Source organism: Chitinophaga niabensis (assembly GCF_900129465.1).
Classification (GTDB): domain Bacteria; phylum Bacteroidota; class Bacteroidia; order Chitinophagales; family Chitinophagaceae; genus Chitinophaga; species Chitinophaga niabensis.
This window is the reverse complement of the sequence record NZ_FSRA01000002.1, coordinates 287,916-301,964: the sequence shown is the minus strand read 5'-3', so window position 1 is coordinate 301,964 and position 14,049 is coordinate 287,916. Positions and strand designations below refer to the sequence as shown.

9 protein-coding genes and 1 pseudogene are annotated in these 14,049 nt (G+C 46.1%); 7 read left to right on the top strand and 3 right to left on the bottom strand.

Annotated features, from left to right (window positions below; genetic code table 11):
- Positions 1-72 precede the first annotated feature (72 nt).
- The 3 genes from gatA to BUR42_RS18055 all read left to right on the top strand — a co-directional run bounded on the left by gatA (position 73) and on the right by BUR42_RS18055 (position 4,325).
- Positions 73-1,524, top strand: a complete 1,452-nt coding sequence (gene gatA, locus BUR42_RS18065; RefSeq protein ID WP_317044477.1) for an Asp-tRNA(Asn)/Glu-tRNA(Gln) amidotransferase subunit GatA — start codon at positions 73-75, stop codon at positions 1,522-1,524.
- A 13-nt stretch (positions 1,525-1,537) separates the two neighbouring features.
- Complete coding sequence (locus tag BUR42_RS18060) at positions 1,538-2,773, top strand: lytic transglycosylase domain-containing protein (RefSeq protein ID WP_084185691.1); 1,236 nt, start codon at positions 1,538-1,540, stop codon at positions 2,771-2,773.
- A gap of 67 nt (positions 2,774-2,840) precedes the next feature.
- Positions 2,841-4,325: an FAD-binding oxidoreductase gene (locus BUR42_RS18055; RefSeq protein ID WP_074240832.1), complete on the top strand. Its 1,485-nt coding sequence runs from the start codon at positions 2,841-2,843 to the stop codon at positions 4,323-4,325.
- Positions 4,326-4,333: 8 nt separating this feature from the next.
- Here BUR42_RS18055 and BUR42_RS18050 read toward each other — a convergent pair.
- Together BUR42_RS18050 and BUR42_RS18045 are read right to left on the bottom strand one after the other, a co-directional pair.
- Positions 4,334-5,001 (bottom strand): annotated as a pseudogene (locus tag BUR42_RS18050) (putative polyvalent protein kinase domain-containing protein).
- A 49-nt stretch (positions 5,002-5,050) separates the two neighbouring features.
- Positions 5,051-5,815 carry a DeoR/GlpR family DNA-binding transcription regulator gene (locus BUR42_RS18045; protein WP_074240830.1) on the bottom strand — a complete coding sequence of 255 codons (765 nt, stop codon included), beginning with the start codon at positions 5,813-5,815 and terminating at the stop codon, positions 5,051-5,053.
- 412 nt (positions 5,816-6,227) lie between these two features.
- Here BUR42_RS18045 and BUR42_RS18040 point away from each other — a divergent pair, with 412 nt between their 5' ends.
- The 3 genes from BUR42_RS18040 to BUR42_RS18030 all read left to right on the top strand — a co-directional run bounded on the left by BUR42_RS18040 (position 6,228) and on the right by BUR42_RS18030 (position 12,117).
- Complete coding sequence (locus BUR42_RS18040; RefSeq protein WP_074240829.1) at positions 6,228-9,278, top strand: SusC/RagA family TonB-linked outer membrane protein; 3,051 nt, start codon at positions 6,228-6,230, stop codon at positions 9,276-9,278.
- Between the two features lie 18 nt (positions 9,279-9,296).
- The gene (locus BUR42_RS18035; protein ID WP_074240828.1) at positions 9,297-10,880 is read left to right on the top strand and encodes a RagB/SusD family nutrient uptake outer membrane protein; all 1,584 of its coding nucleotides are present in this window, start codon (positions 9,297-9,299) and stop codon (positions 10,878-10,880) included.
- 70 nt (positions 10,881-10,950) lie between these two features.
- Positions 10,951-12,117 (top strand): TlpA family protein disulfide reductase, encoded by a 1,167-nt coding sequence (locus BUR42_RS18030; protein WP_074240827.1) that lies wholly within the window; start codon positions 10,951-10,953, stop codon positions 12,115-12,117.
- Here BUR42_RS18030 and BUR42_RS18025 read toward each other — a convergent pair.
- The gene (locus BUR42_RS18025; RefSeq protein WP_074240826.1) at positions 12,114-13,532 is read right to left on the bottom strand and encodes a cation:proton antiporter domain-containing protein; all 1,419 of its coding nucleotides are present in this window, start codon (positions 13,530-13,532) and stop codon (positions 12,114-12,116) included. The two genes, BUR42_RS18030 and BUR42_RS18025, sit on opposite strands and share 4 nt — an antisense overlap.
- Positions 13,533-13,629: 97 nt before the next feature.
- On the opposite strand from BUR42_RS18025, the gene BUR42_RS18020 reads away from it, so the two are divergent.
- The gene (locus tag BUR42_RS18020; protein WP_074240825.1) at positions 13,630-14,016 is read left to right on the top strand and encodes an RNA-binding S4 domain-containing protein; all 387 of its coding nucleotides are present in this window, start codon (positions 13,630-13,632) and stop codon (positions 14,014-14,016) included.
- The last annotated feature ends 33 nt before the right edge of the window (positions 14,017-14,049 follow it).

Genomic DNA, 14,049 nt, shown 5'->3' with positions numbered 1-14,049 from the left:
CTCCCTCCCACATAGAAAGAGTAGAGGATTTCCGTTTTATTAGAGATCTCCCATTGTAAGATTTAAACTGGTTTGGGTTTGACTGAATTCAGCAGTATATCGTCTTTTCAAGAGGCGTTGTATGCCGGAAAAACGACCTGCGAGGCAATGGTGCATTTGTACCTGCGCCGGATTGAGCAGGCCCGGCATTTGAACGCATACCTGGAAGTATTCAGCGAGGACGCTTTGGCGCAGGCAGCGGCATTGGATGCGCGTATCCAAAAAGGAGAGCGCCCCGGCAGCCTGGCAGGCGTAGTGATCGGCATTAAAGATGTGATCTGCTACAAAGGCCATGAGGTAACCGCCGCATCAAAGATCCTGGAAGGGTTTACTTCTCTTTATTCTGCAACAGCCGTTGAGCGGCTGATCGCTGAAGGCGCCATTATCATCGGGCGCCTTAATTGTGATGAGTTTGCCATGGGCTCCACCAATGAGAACTCTGCCTACGGCAATGTGCTCAATGCCCTGGATAATACACGTGTTCCCGGCGGCAGTTCCGGAGGTTCTGCTGTAGCCGTTCAGGCTGGTTTATGCCAGGTGAGCCTGGGTAGCGATACCGGCGGTTCCGTACGCCAGCCAGCTGATTTTTGCGGTATTGTAGGCCTTAAACCCACTTATGGCCGGATCTCGCGGCATGGGCTCATCGCCTATGCTTCCTCGTTCGACCAAATAGGCATTTTTGGCTCGAATATTGCAGATGTGGCACTGGTTCTACAAGTCATCGCCGGACCAGATGCATACGACAGTACAGCCTCTCAAAGTAAAGTGCCTGATTATCAAGCTAGTCTCCCACACAATAAAAACCGGAGATTTGCGTATTTAAAGGATGCCCTGCATCACGAAGGCCTTGATACTGAGATGCGTGGGGGGTATGAAAGTTTCTTTGAAGATTTGAAAGCAGAAGGGCACACCGTAGAAGGGGTGAACTTCGATTACCTGGATTATGTTGTGGCAGCCTATTATGTGCTCACCACCGCAGAAGCCTCCAGCAACCTTAGCAGATTTGACGGGGTAAAGTATGGTTACCGTACACCTGAAAAGGATCTGGACTTGACCGATTTCTATAAAAAAAGCAGGTCTGAGGGCTTTGGAAAAGAGGTAAAACGCCGTATCCTCCTGGGTACCTTTGTGCTGAGCGCCGGTTACTACGACGCTTATTTCACTAAGGCTCAGCAGGTTAGGAGGCTGGTAGTAGAAAGGATGCAAAAGATCCTGGGCGAATATGATGCCATTCTGCTCCCTACCGTACCTACAACGGCTTTTAAGATCGGTGAAAAAATGGATGATCCCATAGCCATGTACCTGGCGGACATCTACACAGTTTTAGCCAATCTGACCGGGGTTCCGGCAATTTCCGTACCTTTGCACAGGCATTCCAACGGGATGCCATATGGTATACAGATCATCACGAAGGAGTTTGACGAAGAGAACTTGTTACAAATAGCACATAGCATGTTGCATGAGCAGCAAGTAAACATAGAATAAAACAACAACGCGTATGACGAAAGTCTTTTTATCACTCCTATTGCCGGCCTTGGGGATTATTACCAGTGCAGACGCCGCCAGCAATATGAGCCCTAAGGAGATGGTTATCCCGGGAATTGAACTATCCGCTGATACCTCAGTCACCCTTAAAAAATCCGCACACCTGCCGAAAGACACAGTGGTGCCCGCTTCTCCTGCTACTTTAGCAGTGAAACAGGCCGCACAGGCTATGCCCGTGGTCGTTCGCAATCCCAAGGTGTACGAACAAATGAATAATCACTACATTACCGGATATGTAAATGATTACGCCACCCGTTACAGCCAGCACCTCGCAGTGATGGTAGACAAGGCGGCGCCTTATTTTACCATGATCGAAAAGGTTTTCACAGACCACGGCATCCCCGAGGAAATGAAATACCTGGCAGTGATTGAATCAGGTATGTCCTACAATGCCCGCTCAAGGGTTGGCGCCGTAGGAATGTGGCAGTTTATGAGCGGTACGGCCAGGATCTTTGGCCTCAGCGTAGGAAAGAAAGTGGACGAACGGAAGGATTTTTACAAATCCACCGTGGCCGCCGCTAAATTCCTGAATGAACTGTATGAGCAATTCGACGACTGGTTACTGGTAGTAGCTGCCTACAATTGTGGAGCAGGTGGTGTACAAAGAGCACAAAAGATCAGCGGAAGAAGCGATTTCTGGGGCATCCAGTATTTCCTTCCTGCAGAATCCCGTAATCATGTATACAAATTCATTGCCACCGGGTACATCCTCGATCGTTTCAATACCTTCTTTGGTGTGAGCGATAATTATGTAGCACCCGCAGCAAGGATGACCATGCCTGCCGAATACAAAAAAGCAGCACCACTGTCTGACGAAGATCTTTACAACACCGTAGTTTTCAATATCACCGGTAAATACAAACTCGAAGCGATTGCGAAAAAACTGTCTGTGGACGAAGCCGAGCTGGATAGATTAAATCCAAACTTTGCTCAGACACTGGCAGGTGAAACCAACAGCTACGATCTGAGGATCCCGAAAGAGAAGATGAAAACATTCCAGGCAGAGAAAGAAGAGATCCTGAAAGAATCCCTTCAGCTTACACTGGATGATAAAGCTGCCACAGTTGATAAATCACGTTTCCCCGCTCCGGTTAAAAGACCCGAAGTGAATGCAAACCCTGCCAAGAAAAAGGTGGTTGCAAAGAAAACAGTGAGCAAGAAAAAGAAAACAACTACAAGAAGAAAATAATTTACTGATTGAAAGGTAAAAGCCCTCCGATGAAGATCGGGGGGCTTTTTTTATTTAAATTTAGCAGATGGAAAAGATCACACCGAAAGACCTCCGCTATCCTGATCTCGCGGGAAAGAGATTCAATAAACGTTTCACCGGAAAACCCGAATACATCCGTCTCCCCACTACAACCCAGGAGGTGATAGCAGCTGTACAGGAAGCCGTGACCAGTAAAAAGCGTTTAGTGGTACGCAGTGGTGGTCATTGCCTGGAAGGTTTTGTATCAGACCCCGCAGTACAGGTGTTGCTCGATATGTCGCTGATGACGGACATTCATTATGATACGGAAAGGTCTGCCTTTGCAGTGGAAGCCGGTGCCACAGTAGGTGAAATGTATCGCAGGCTTTTCCTGGGCTGGGGAGTTGTGCTTCCTGCCGGAGAACATCCCGGCATTGGTGTAGGCGGACATATAGCGGGTGGCGCTTTCGGTTTTATTTGCCGGGAGTATGGGTTGGCGGCAGATCATCTTTATGGCCTGGAGCTGGTAACAGTGGATGCGTCCGGCAAAGCTTACAGTGTGATCGCTACCAGGGAAGCAAATGATCCTAACCGGGAACTCTGGTGGGCACATACAGGTGGTGGTGCCGGGAACTTTGGTATTGTGACCCGCTTCTGGTTCCGGTCTCCTGGTGCCGTTGGAGCTGACCCCGCTGCTGCGTTACCAAAAGCACCTGCATCTATTACCACTTTCCGGTTGGGTTGGGACTGGAAGGATATTGATGAGCAATTGTTTATCCGGCTCGCGCGGAATTTCGGAGAATGGGGATACAAGAACAGTGCGCCGGATTCTCCATACACACCATTATTCAGCCTGCTTTTCCTTAACCATCGCAACATTGGCAGGTTGGAAATAAAAGGGCTGTGCTTAGGGCCTAAAGCTGCTGAACTTATCAACGAACATCTGGCTGCCATCGCCGGCCCCCTGGGTTTGCCTTATACACCACAGATAGAAGAAACTTCCTGGCTGCGTTTCGCACTCAATCCTTTCCCTGAATTATTCCAACCTGGGTACGACAATGTACTGGCAAAACCAAAGGATGCATTCCTTCGCCAGCCTTTTACAGATAGCCAGATTGCAACGGCCTATAAATACCTTAACATGGAAGGAAGTTTCGGAGGTGGATTGGGGATGGCCACCTACGGCGGAAAAGTAAATACAGTACCTCCGGAAGCAACGGCATCGGCTCAACGGGATTGCATTTTTGATACTGCCTGCAATGTGGGTTGGGGTGATCCCTCAGCTGAAGCGGCTGCGCTGACCTGGGTACGGGATTTTTATAAAGAGCTGTTTATAAAAACCGGTGGTGTTCCTGTACCCAATGAACAAACCGATGGCTGTATGATCAATCATCCGGATATTGATCTCAAAGACCCGGAATGGAACCAATCAGGTGTTCCATGGCATACGCTGTATTATAAAGAGAACTACCCGCGCCTGCAAAATGTAAAAAGCAAATGGGACCCGCTGAATATATTTCAGCATGCTTTGTCTGTTGAGGCGGCGAAGTAAAAGTTTCGTCAATTATCCTGAAAGGCAGTGTAGAATACTGTATCTATAAAAAAGAAGGTATTTGAATGTACGATCACATTCTCATCATGGATATCTTCCAGGATGATACCCCATTCTTTGTTGTAGTAGTTGTTAGTGGGGAGACCGTTCCTTTTTCGATTTTCAAAACCGTTGAACGCGAGTAATTTCCTTACATCTGGTAGTTCAACAACGTCGTCGGAAGCAACAAAAGGTTGCTGGAGAACGGCATGAAAAGATTCATATGCTTCAATGAACCCAAGGAAGGAATAGGTTGTATTAGGAAAAGTAGATTGTGAATTACAAGGCTGTTAAAAAACTCAAGCCAGGTTGCATAATAAACGCCATCATTTAACTTAATAACACTTTTGCTGTCGGCCTCAAAGTATACGCTGGCTTCACCACCTCTTACGAGAAATTTTTCATTGGGAGGAACCTCATCATACCAAAGGGCATTTTCCCAGGCATGTTTTTTTAAGAATTCGGCCTGTTCTTCTTTGATGACTGATTTACTTTCGAAATCTTTTTTAACCGTTGTACTTGTGCTAAAGCTTCTGCATAGGAGATTTCTGGTTGTTGTGCAAGTATCTGTTGCCCCCTCAATGCTAACTCCTCGAATGATATTTTCAAGTTTTCTTCCGGGATCATAGTTATTCATTTGCTGTAAAAATAGCAAAATTAGTGCAATGTTTATTTTGAGGAAGCGTCTACACAATCGTAACCTCTATCCCCACATCTTCCAGCAGCTTCTTCATGTGATCAGAGATACCTTTATCCGTGATCACCTGGTCTACATCTTCCAGCCGGCAGATCCTGCCGAAACCCCTTTTCCCAAACTTGGAAGAATCAGCTACCACAATTGTTTTTTGTGCGGCTGCCATCATTTGCTGGTTGAGATGCGCTTCATTTATATTGGAAGTCGTTAATCCAAATTCAACATCAATCCCGTCTACACCGAGGAACAATTTACTGCAGGAAAAATCAGCCAGGATCTTCTCTGCATAAGTACCCGTAACAGAAGAGGAATTGTTCCGCAACACACCACCCAGCTGCAACACTTCAATATCATGAAAACGGTTCAGCTCCAGGGCAACATGCAGTGCTGAGGTAATGATCATTAATGGCCCGCGGGGTTGAATATGTTGAGCAAGGGCCAGTACAGTAGTGCCCGAGCCGATAATGATCGCATCACCCGGTACAATAAGAGAGGCGGCCGCCTTTCCGATGTTATTCTTCTCTTCCCGCCTGATCTTCTCTTTTTCATTCACCGGTTTATCGTTCGTATAAGGGTTTTGTGCAGTAGCCCCTCCATGGGAGCGGTACAGCAGGGCTTTATCTTCCAGTAGTTTCAAATCCTTTCGAATTGTTACTCCCGAAACATCCAGTTCTTTGCAAAGCTCCAATACGTTAATGTAGCCTTTCTCGTGCAACCGGCTAAGAATAAACTTGTGCCTCTCTGCGATATTGATCATCGGAATATAATTGGGTTCAGTTTCAAGGTTAGGTGAAAATCAGCTTGAAAACCATCGGATTACTATTTTAATGCAATGGTTTCCACTCTAATTTACAGCGGATTTTTAGAAAAGTGATGAAAATGTTGGGGAAGATACCCTGAGTTAATAATTAGTTCATATTGGTAACCCCGTCACTTTCAACCCCCTGCGGCTTCTATCGAATATTTCCTCCCGTTCTTACATAAAAGCCTTTTGCGATTACGATTTATTGTCTATTTTGGTTTCGAATTATTATTTATTCTTTTAAATATATAATAATTAAACCAAAACGTAATCATATAAAAGAAATTGTCATATACTGATACGGCTATCAATCAACCACATCAACCACGTAACACAATAACCATTCATATTCCTTAAATCTTAGATTATGGAACTTTCCAAACGATTCCACATTTATCGGTTTTTATCGGTTTGCATCGGGATCATTTTCGTTTCCACGTTATCGCTCAGGGCACAGGACCTGCCCATTACGGGAAAGGTAACATCCGCCACGGAGGGTACCCCTCTTATGGGCGTAAGCGTTCAGATCGTGGGTACTTCTACAGGTACTGCCACAGATGCCAACGGGGTTTTTAAGATCAATGCCCCCGCAGGTGCTGTGCTGAAATTTTCTTTTATCGGTTTCCTTTCCCAGGAGATCAAAGTAACAAAGGCCGCCAACCTGGACATTAAATTCCAGGAAGATGTGCAAAAGCTGAATGAAACGGTGGTAGTGGGGTATGGTACCCGTAAAAAGGCAACCCTGGTAGGAGCGGTGACCATGTTGGACATGGTGGAGAAAGAAGGAACGCCAATTACCAATGTAAGTAATGCATTACATGGTACGCCCGGGTTATTTGTTAACCTCAGTAATAGCCAACCCGGGGTAGACCGTTCTACGATCCGTATCAGGGGAGTAGGAACATTTAATAATAACAACCCCCTGGTGCTGGTAGATGGGATTGAATATTCAATGGATGAATTGAATCCTAACGATATTGAATCCATCTCTGTGCTGAAAGATGCCGCTGCTGCTATTTATGGTTCCCGTGGGGCCAATGGGGTGGTTTTGGTGACCACTAAAAAAGGTAAAGGAACAGCGCGTGTTAACTACAGTTATTACCGTGGTGCGCATAAAGCCATTTACCTGCCGGATGCCATCAATGATCCTATTGCTTACATGAAGCTGAAGAACCAGGCGCTGGCCAATGAAAACAAAGCACCAGACTATACACAGGCAGAGATCGATGAATACGAGCAGGGCATGAAAACAGACAGGATCACTTATCCTGCCAATGACTGGTACAAGATAGCGTTGGATAATGGTATGATCCAGAAACATGACCTGAGTGTGGCGGCAAGTACAGAACAATATCAGTATCGCTTGTCTATCGGTTACCTTGACAGGGATGGTATTATGTTCGGCCCTACCAACCATGCTAAAAACTATTCATTGGGCCTGAACGCTTCCATGAACGTAACCAAACGTTTAAAAGTAGGTATCACCATGGATGGTTACTATCGTAACTACACCCAACCTTCTTACAACTCCTTCTGGAATTACATGTCCCGCACACTGCCTATTCTTACAGATACCCTGGCAGATGGCCGTTACGGCAACTCCTGGCTCAGAACACCAGGCCGTAATAACTGGGAGCATCCAAGACTGATCGCTTTCGGCGCACTCACTACCAAACTGGTGCAACGCTTTCTGACTACAGTTTCTGCTGAATACAAATTGCCATTTGATCTTACCTATAACTTCAAAATGGGTGTGGACAAATATGACGGTTTGCTGAGCGAAGCTTTCCCAAGGCTGCAAACTTTCAATCCTAAAACAGGTGCAGCTATTAACTGGAACAGTCCTGCTACGGCACCACGTTTTGCAAAAACAGATGAAAATAACCTGGCCCTTCACGTTTACAATACATTGGACTGGATGAAAACATTGAAAGGCAAACACAATGTTTCCGTGATGATCGGGCAGGCTTTTGATAAGTTTGAAACAGACAATTTCAATGCGAGCATGACGGGTTACCTGGATGCTTCCCTGAGTGCACTGGATGCCGGAACTGTTTGGAATGCTACTGGAGGTAAAGGTACAGAGGATGTATTGATCTCGTATTTCGGCCGTGTGAATTATGATTTTGATAATAAATATCTGCTGGAAGCAAGTTTCCGTGCAGATGGATCTTCAAGATTTGGCCCTTCCAACCGCTGGGCTTATTTTCCTTCCGTATCTGCCGGATGGAGAATAGACAGGGAGTCCTTCTTCAAATCCCGCTTCATAGATCAATTGAAATTACGTGCATCTATAGGGCAATTGGGTAACCAGGCAGTAGACCTGTATAGTTATGAACAGGCAGTTTTGCTGGGGCAGGATTACAGCTTTGGCGGAACCCTCAGTTCCGGTGCGGCAGCAACGCAATATGCTGATCCTACCATTCACTGGGAAACTACTACGGCTTACAACGGTGGTGTGGATATCAATCTTTGGAAAAACCGTATAGGCCTTACCGTGGATGTATATAGAAAGATAACGGACGGTATCCTTCGTGGAGTAGGACTGGCCAGCCAGGTTGGTAACCTCGCCGGTGCAAATGAGAATGTGGGTAAGGTATCTAACAGCGGATATGAGATCACACTGCAATACAAGGATAATGCAGGAGATGTGAATTATGGTGCGTTCGGAAATATTTCCTACAACAAGAACAAGGTGATAGATCTCAATGGTGAACTCCTTTACGGACCAGGCAGCACTATCAGCATGGAAGGTTATCCTATGTATTCTTATTTCCTGCTGCAGTCTAACGGGCTTTATCAGAACGCAGATGAAGTCAGTAAAGGGCCTAACCAGGGTAACGATACCAGGCCGGGTTATATCCGATACGTGGATGTGAAGAAAGATGGCATCATCAATGGGGATGACCGCGTGGTGATGAATGCCTCTTCTGTTATGCCTAAATACACTTTCAGCTTTGGCTTCAATGTAGGATATAAAGGTATTGCCCTCACTACAGCCTTCCAGGGTGTAGCCGGTATCAAGGTATATCCTGCCGCGAACCTTGCATTCCCTTTCAACAATGGTGCAAATGCAACCTGGGAATGGGCTACGGATACATGGACGCCTGAACGCCCTAATGCCCGTCTGCCACTGCTTACCACAGCCGGAACTTCCAACTTTACACAACGTTCTGATTTCTGGTTAAGGAATGGCGATTATGTACGGTTAAAGAACATTCAGCTGTCCTACGCATTTCCCAACTCTCTGCTCCAAAAAGTAAAGATCAACAAACTGACGGTATATGCGAATGCTGAGAACCTTCTCACATTCTCCAAGTATAAAGACATGGACCCGGAATCTTTATTGAACAGAACAGACATCTACACTTACCCGATGATGAAAACATTCACTGCGGGTTTAAATGTGACCTTTTAACGTTTTCAAAAAATGTGTATGCAAAAGATATTATTCATAGCCGGAAGCGCCCTGTTGCTGATAACGGCAGGTTGTAACAGCAACCTGTTAAATGTTAAGCCTAACGACCGGTATACGGAAAGCACATTCTGGACTACGCCGGAAGCGGCTAATGCCGGTCTGACGGCCTGTTACAGTAATTTGCGTAATGATGGCGTATATGGTGGTAAAGGGGCCAATAATACCACTGCTTTATGGGAAGAAACCGCTTCTCCCAATGCCTACAATTATGGCAATAGTATGAGCTATAACTCCATTGCTGCAGGTTTGCAGGCATCCAATACCGGAGGTGTAATAAGCGGCCGCTGGTCTGATTGTTACGGAGGTGTTGGCCGCTGTAATACTTTTCTGGCAAGGATAGATGCAATAGCGGGTATGGATCCTGCTGTTGTAACCCGCATGAAAGGGGAGGCTTATTACCTGAGAGCTTTGTATTATTTCCTGTTGCAGAATTATTATGGCGCAGTGCCACTGATCACTGATCCGCCAAATAAAGAAACACAGGCAGACCTGCCAAGAACTGAACGTGTGAAGGTAGTAGAGCAGATCCTGAAAGACCTGGACAGTGCAGCATTGAAACTTCCTTTCAAATATACCGCTGCCACAGATAAAGGCCGTGCCACCAAAGGTGCTGCCATGGGATTGAAAGCACGTGTATTGTTGTATGAAGCAAGTGCTTTGTTTAACACAGCAAATGATAATAACAAATGGAAAGCGGCTGCCGATGCTGCGAAAGCAGTGATAGATGCATCCACCAGTACTGGTTATGGTTTGTTTGCAGATTACCGCGCTTTATTCCTGCCGGCTAACGAGAATAACAAGGAAGTGATCTTTGATGTGCAGTATATGTTCCCTAACCAGGGTAATTCCTTCGACCTGATCTGCCGCCAGTACAATACAAACGCCCCGCTGCTGAACCTTGCACAGGCTTACCTGATGAAGGATGGTCTTCCGCAGGCACAGTCTCCGCTGTATAATGCAGCAACGCCTTTCCTGAACAGGGATGCACGTTTGTATGGCACCTTCACTTTCCCTGGCGACCGTTACATGGGTGCAACCATCAACGCTACCCGTTTTGCGATCACTGGTTTTGGGATGAAGAAGTTCAGCATCTATGACCGGGAAGCGCCACCTGCAGATAAAGCATCCCTGGTAGACCGTCAGTCTGAAACCAATTTCATTGTACTGCGTTATGCGGATATATTACTGATGTATGCAGAGGCACAGAATGAGTATGCCGGCCCTGACGCTACTATCTACGATGCCCTGGATACCATCCGCGGCCGTGTTGCCATGCCAAAGATCACACGCGGTTTATCCAAAGACGATCTGAGGAAAGTGATCCGTCATGAAAGAAGGATAGAGCTGGCCGGCGAAGGCATGTATTACAATGATATCCGCCGTTGGAAAACAGCAGAGGTGGAACTGAACACGGATATCTATAATTACAAGGGAGATCGTTTGGAAACCAGGAAGTTCAATAAAGACAGGGACTACTGGTGGCCAATCCCGCTTGGGGAGAGGGACCTGAATCCTGCATTGGAACAGAATAATCTTTATTAAACGGAAAACAGGCTACATGGAGGCTGTCTCATTCTTTTGAGACAGCCTCTTTTTTATTATATTGTATACTATGCGCATTGTTTTTCTCTTACTTACAGCCTTTCTTATTTCCTGCGGGAATAAGGAACAAAAAAAGGACCTGTCCGTAGTCATTAAGCTGTCAATAAAGAACTTTGAAAAGGTGTCAGTAGATCTGGGTGACAGGTTCCCTGATGTTAAAGTGTTACAGTCAAGGATCCGGATTGAACCGGATTCTGCAATCCTGATACTGGAAAGAAAAATAGCGCAGCCGGGCTTTCTTGATATGGGCATTGTTAATCCGGCTTATAAGGCTAATTGGCCCATAATATTATATGCTGACGGTAGTGGGGATACCATTTTTATAGAGGCAGATATGAAAACGTATGCGCGAAAAACCTTAAAGCCCTATCCCGGAATAACAACCAATTCCGCTTTGCAGAATGAATTAACACTTTACAGGAACTTGCAGGATAGTATGCGGAGCGAGTATTTCAGGCAAAAAGATAGTGTGAAGAATTTGCTTATTGCAGCGATTGAAAAGGGGAATCAGATTGATACGCTGTCTGCGGTAGTGAATGATTTTGATAAGCACTTCAAGTTCTTTCAGGTAGCAGCAGCAAAAAACTTTCAGAAAAGGATCAACCCTTCGGTTATATCCGTCTATGCAGCATTGGATGCAAGCATTGCGAGATGGGAACCTGGGTATGGGTTTGAGTTATATAAAAACCTGCCGGAAGATGTTCGCAACAGTTTATATGGGGAAATGCTGAATGATGAGTTGATAAAGTACAGCGCGGTGAACGAAGCAGTGGGGGATACGCTTCATGTATTATATGGCGAAACGGAAAATGGCCGGAAAATTGCGCCGCAGGATATTTTTAAAGGATCAAAATATACTTTGGTTGTTTTCTGGGCTTCATGGTGCGGTTCCTGTGTAAAAGAAGTGCCTGAACTGAATGAATTGTATGCGAAGTATAAAAAGAAAGGGTTTTCCCTTATTGCGGTGTCTATTGATAAAGACAGGCAAAAGTGGTTAAACGCTGTTGAAGAAAACAACTATAAAGGTTTGCATTTACTTGAAAAGGGCGGCGAGCTGAATATTAAGGAATACAACATCTTCGCTTTGCCTTATTCTTTCCTGGTAGATCAGGGGGGCATCATCGCAAATGTGAATAGCCCCCTTGATTCTATCAGGATGAAATTAGAAAAGATCTAAAGTTGCGAAACAACATGCCGCCGGCGGGCGTAATAATGATTGATAATATCCAGCGCAGGCCCTGTCATAAATGTAGTGGCAAGTGCCATCAATACCAGCATCGCAAATACCTGCGGGGTTAAAATACCCAGTTCATAACCGATATTCAACACTACCAGTTCCATCAACCCCCGTGTATTCATCAATGCCCCGATGGAAAGTGCTTCCTGCCATGGCTGGCCTACGATCCTTGCTGTGAGCGCGGAGCCGGCAAATTTACCGGAAACGGCCACGAGCATGATCACACCAAATACGGCCCAGAGATGCCCTTCATTCAGTAATCCTATCTGCGTGCGCAAACCGGTGAGCACAAAAAAGATGGGCAGCAGTATGAGTACGCTTACATCTTCCAGTTTATCCGTGAGTAAGGTTTTGATATTCATTTCCTGCGGCATGATCACACCGGCAATAAAAGCACCAAAGAGCAAATGCACGCCGATCACTTCTGCCAGGTATCCTGAGATCAGCAGTACAAAAAAAGCCAGCGCTACTTTGGTTTTAGTTCCCTGTACGGTCGTCATGCGTTTTTGCAGCCAGGGGCGTACCAAAAAGAACATGGCGGCTACAAACGTCAGGGCCAGCAGGATAGTGACCACGGCACTTAAGATGCCGGTGGATTTTACGATAGCTATTACTACAGCCAGGATGCCCCATGCCGTAATATCATCCGCAGCAGCACAGGTAATGGCCATGGAACCCAATGGGGTGCCTGTTAACCCTCTTTCCTGCACAATGCGGGCCAGTACCGGAAATGCTGTGATGCTCATGGCAATACCCATGAACAGCGCAAAAGAAACGAAGTTCACATTAGCCGGCGCAAACTCCTGGAAAGTGAAATAGGCCAGGCAAACACCCAGGAAAAAAGGGATAATGATACTGGCGTGGCTGATCATTACGGCATCGTGTGCTTTCTGCCTGACCTTACTGATATCCAGTTCCATGCCCACAATGAACATGAAAAAGGCCAGGCCTATCTGGCTCAGGAACTGCAGGTTGCTTAAAGAGCCGGCAGGGAAAATAGTTTTCATGGCATCGGGCCATAACAATCCCAGCAGGGAAGGACCCAGTACAATACCGGCAACGATCTCCCCTACTACGGCAGGTTGTTTTATTTTTTGCGCCAGGTAGCCGAACAAGCGGGCCACACAGAGAATGATAATGATCTGGAAAAGCAGCATGCTCAGGGGATGCTGTGCATGATGTATTAACTCATTAAATACCCCTGTACCAGCTGGTGGCGGAGTGGCAGGTGTTAAAGTGGTGGTGAGGGGAGCCGGCTGTTTTTCAGGCAAACGCTCGCCCTGGGCAATTATGAACCAGATAAGTGCAGCAAAAATACCGATGATCAAAGGGTAAAGCAGGTGGCTCTTCTTCATGTGCAACAGGATAATGGCCGAAATATAGTAAGAAATGATGAACCGTGTATATCATCCTGTTTTGTTCTGCAAGCCGGCGATTCGTAATTTTGCAGCCATGAGTGAAGAAAAACTCCGTTTGGACAAATATCTCTGGGCCATACGCATCTTTAAGACCCGTACCCAGGCTGCTGCAGCTTGCGATGCCAGCAAGGTGAAGCTCAAAGGCATGGCCGTAAAAGCTGCCAAAGGTGTGAGCATTGGGGACCAGTATGACATTAAAACAGAGGCCAAACGCTGGAAAATAGAGGTCGTGGGCCTGCTGCATAACCGTGTGCAGTACACAGAAGCTATTAAATATTACGTAGATATAACCCCCGAAGAGGATAAGCAATTCAACCAAAGGATCGCTTCCAGCTTCGATACCGGCAAGCGCCAGAGCAAGATCGGACGCCCTACAAAGCGGGAACGCAGGGATCTGGACGATTTTATGCGGGAAGATTAATATTCTTACTATTTTCGCACATTCAATTTAATA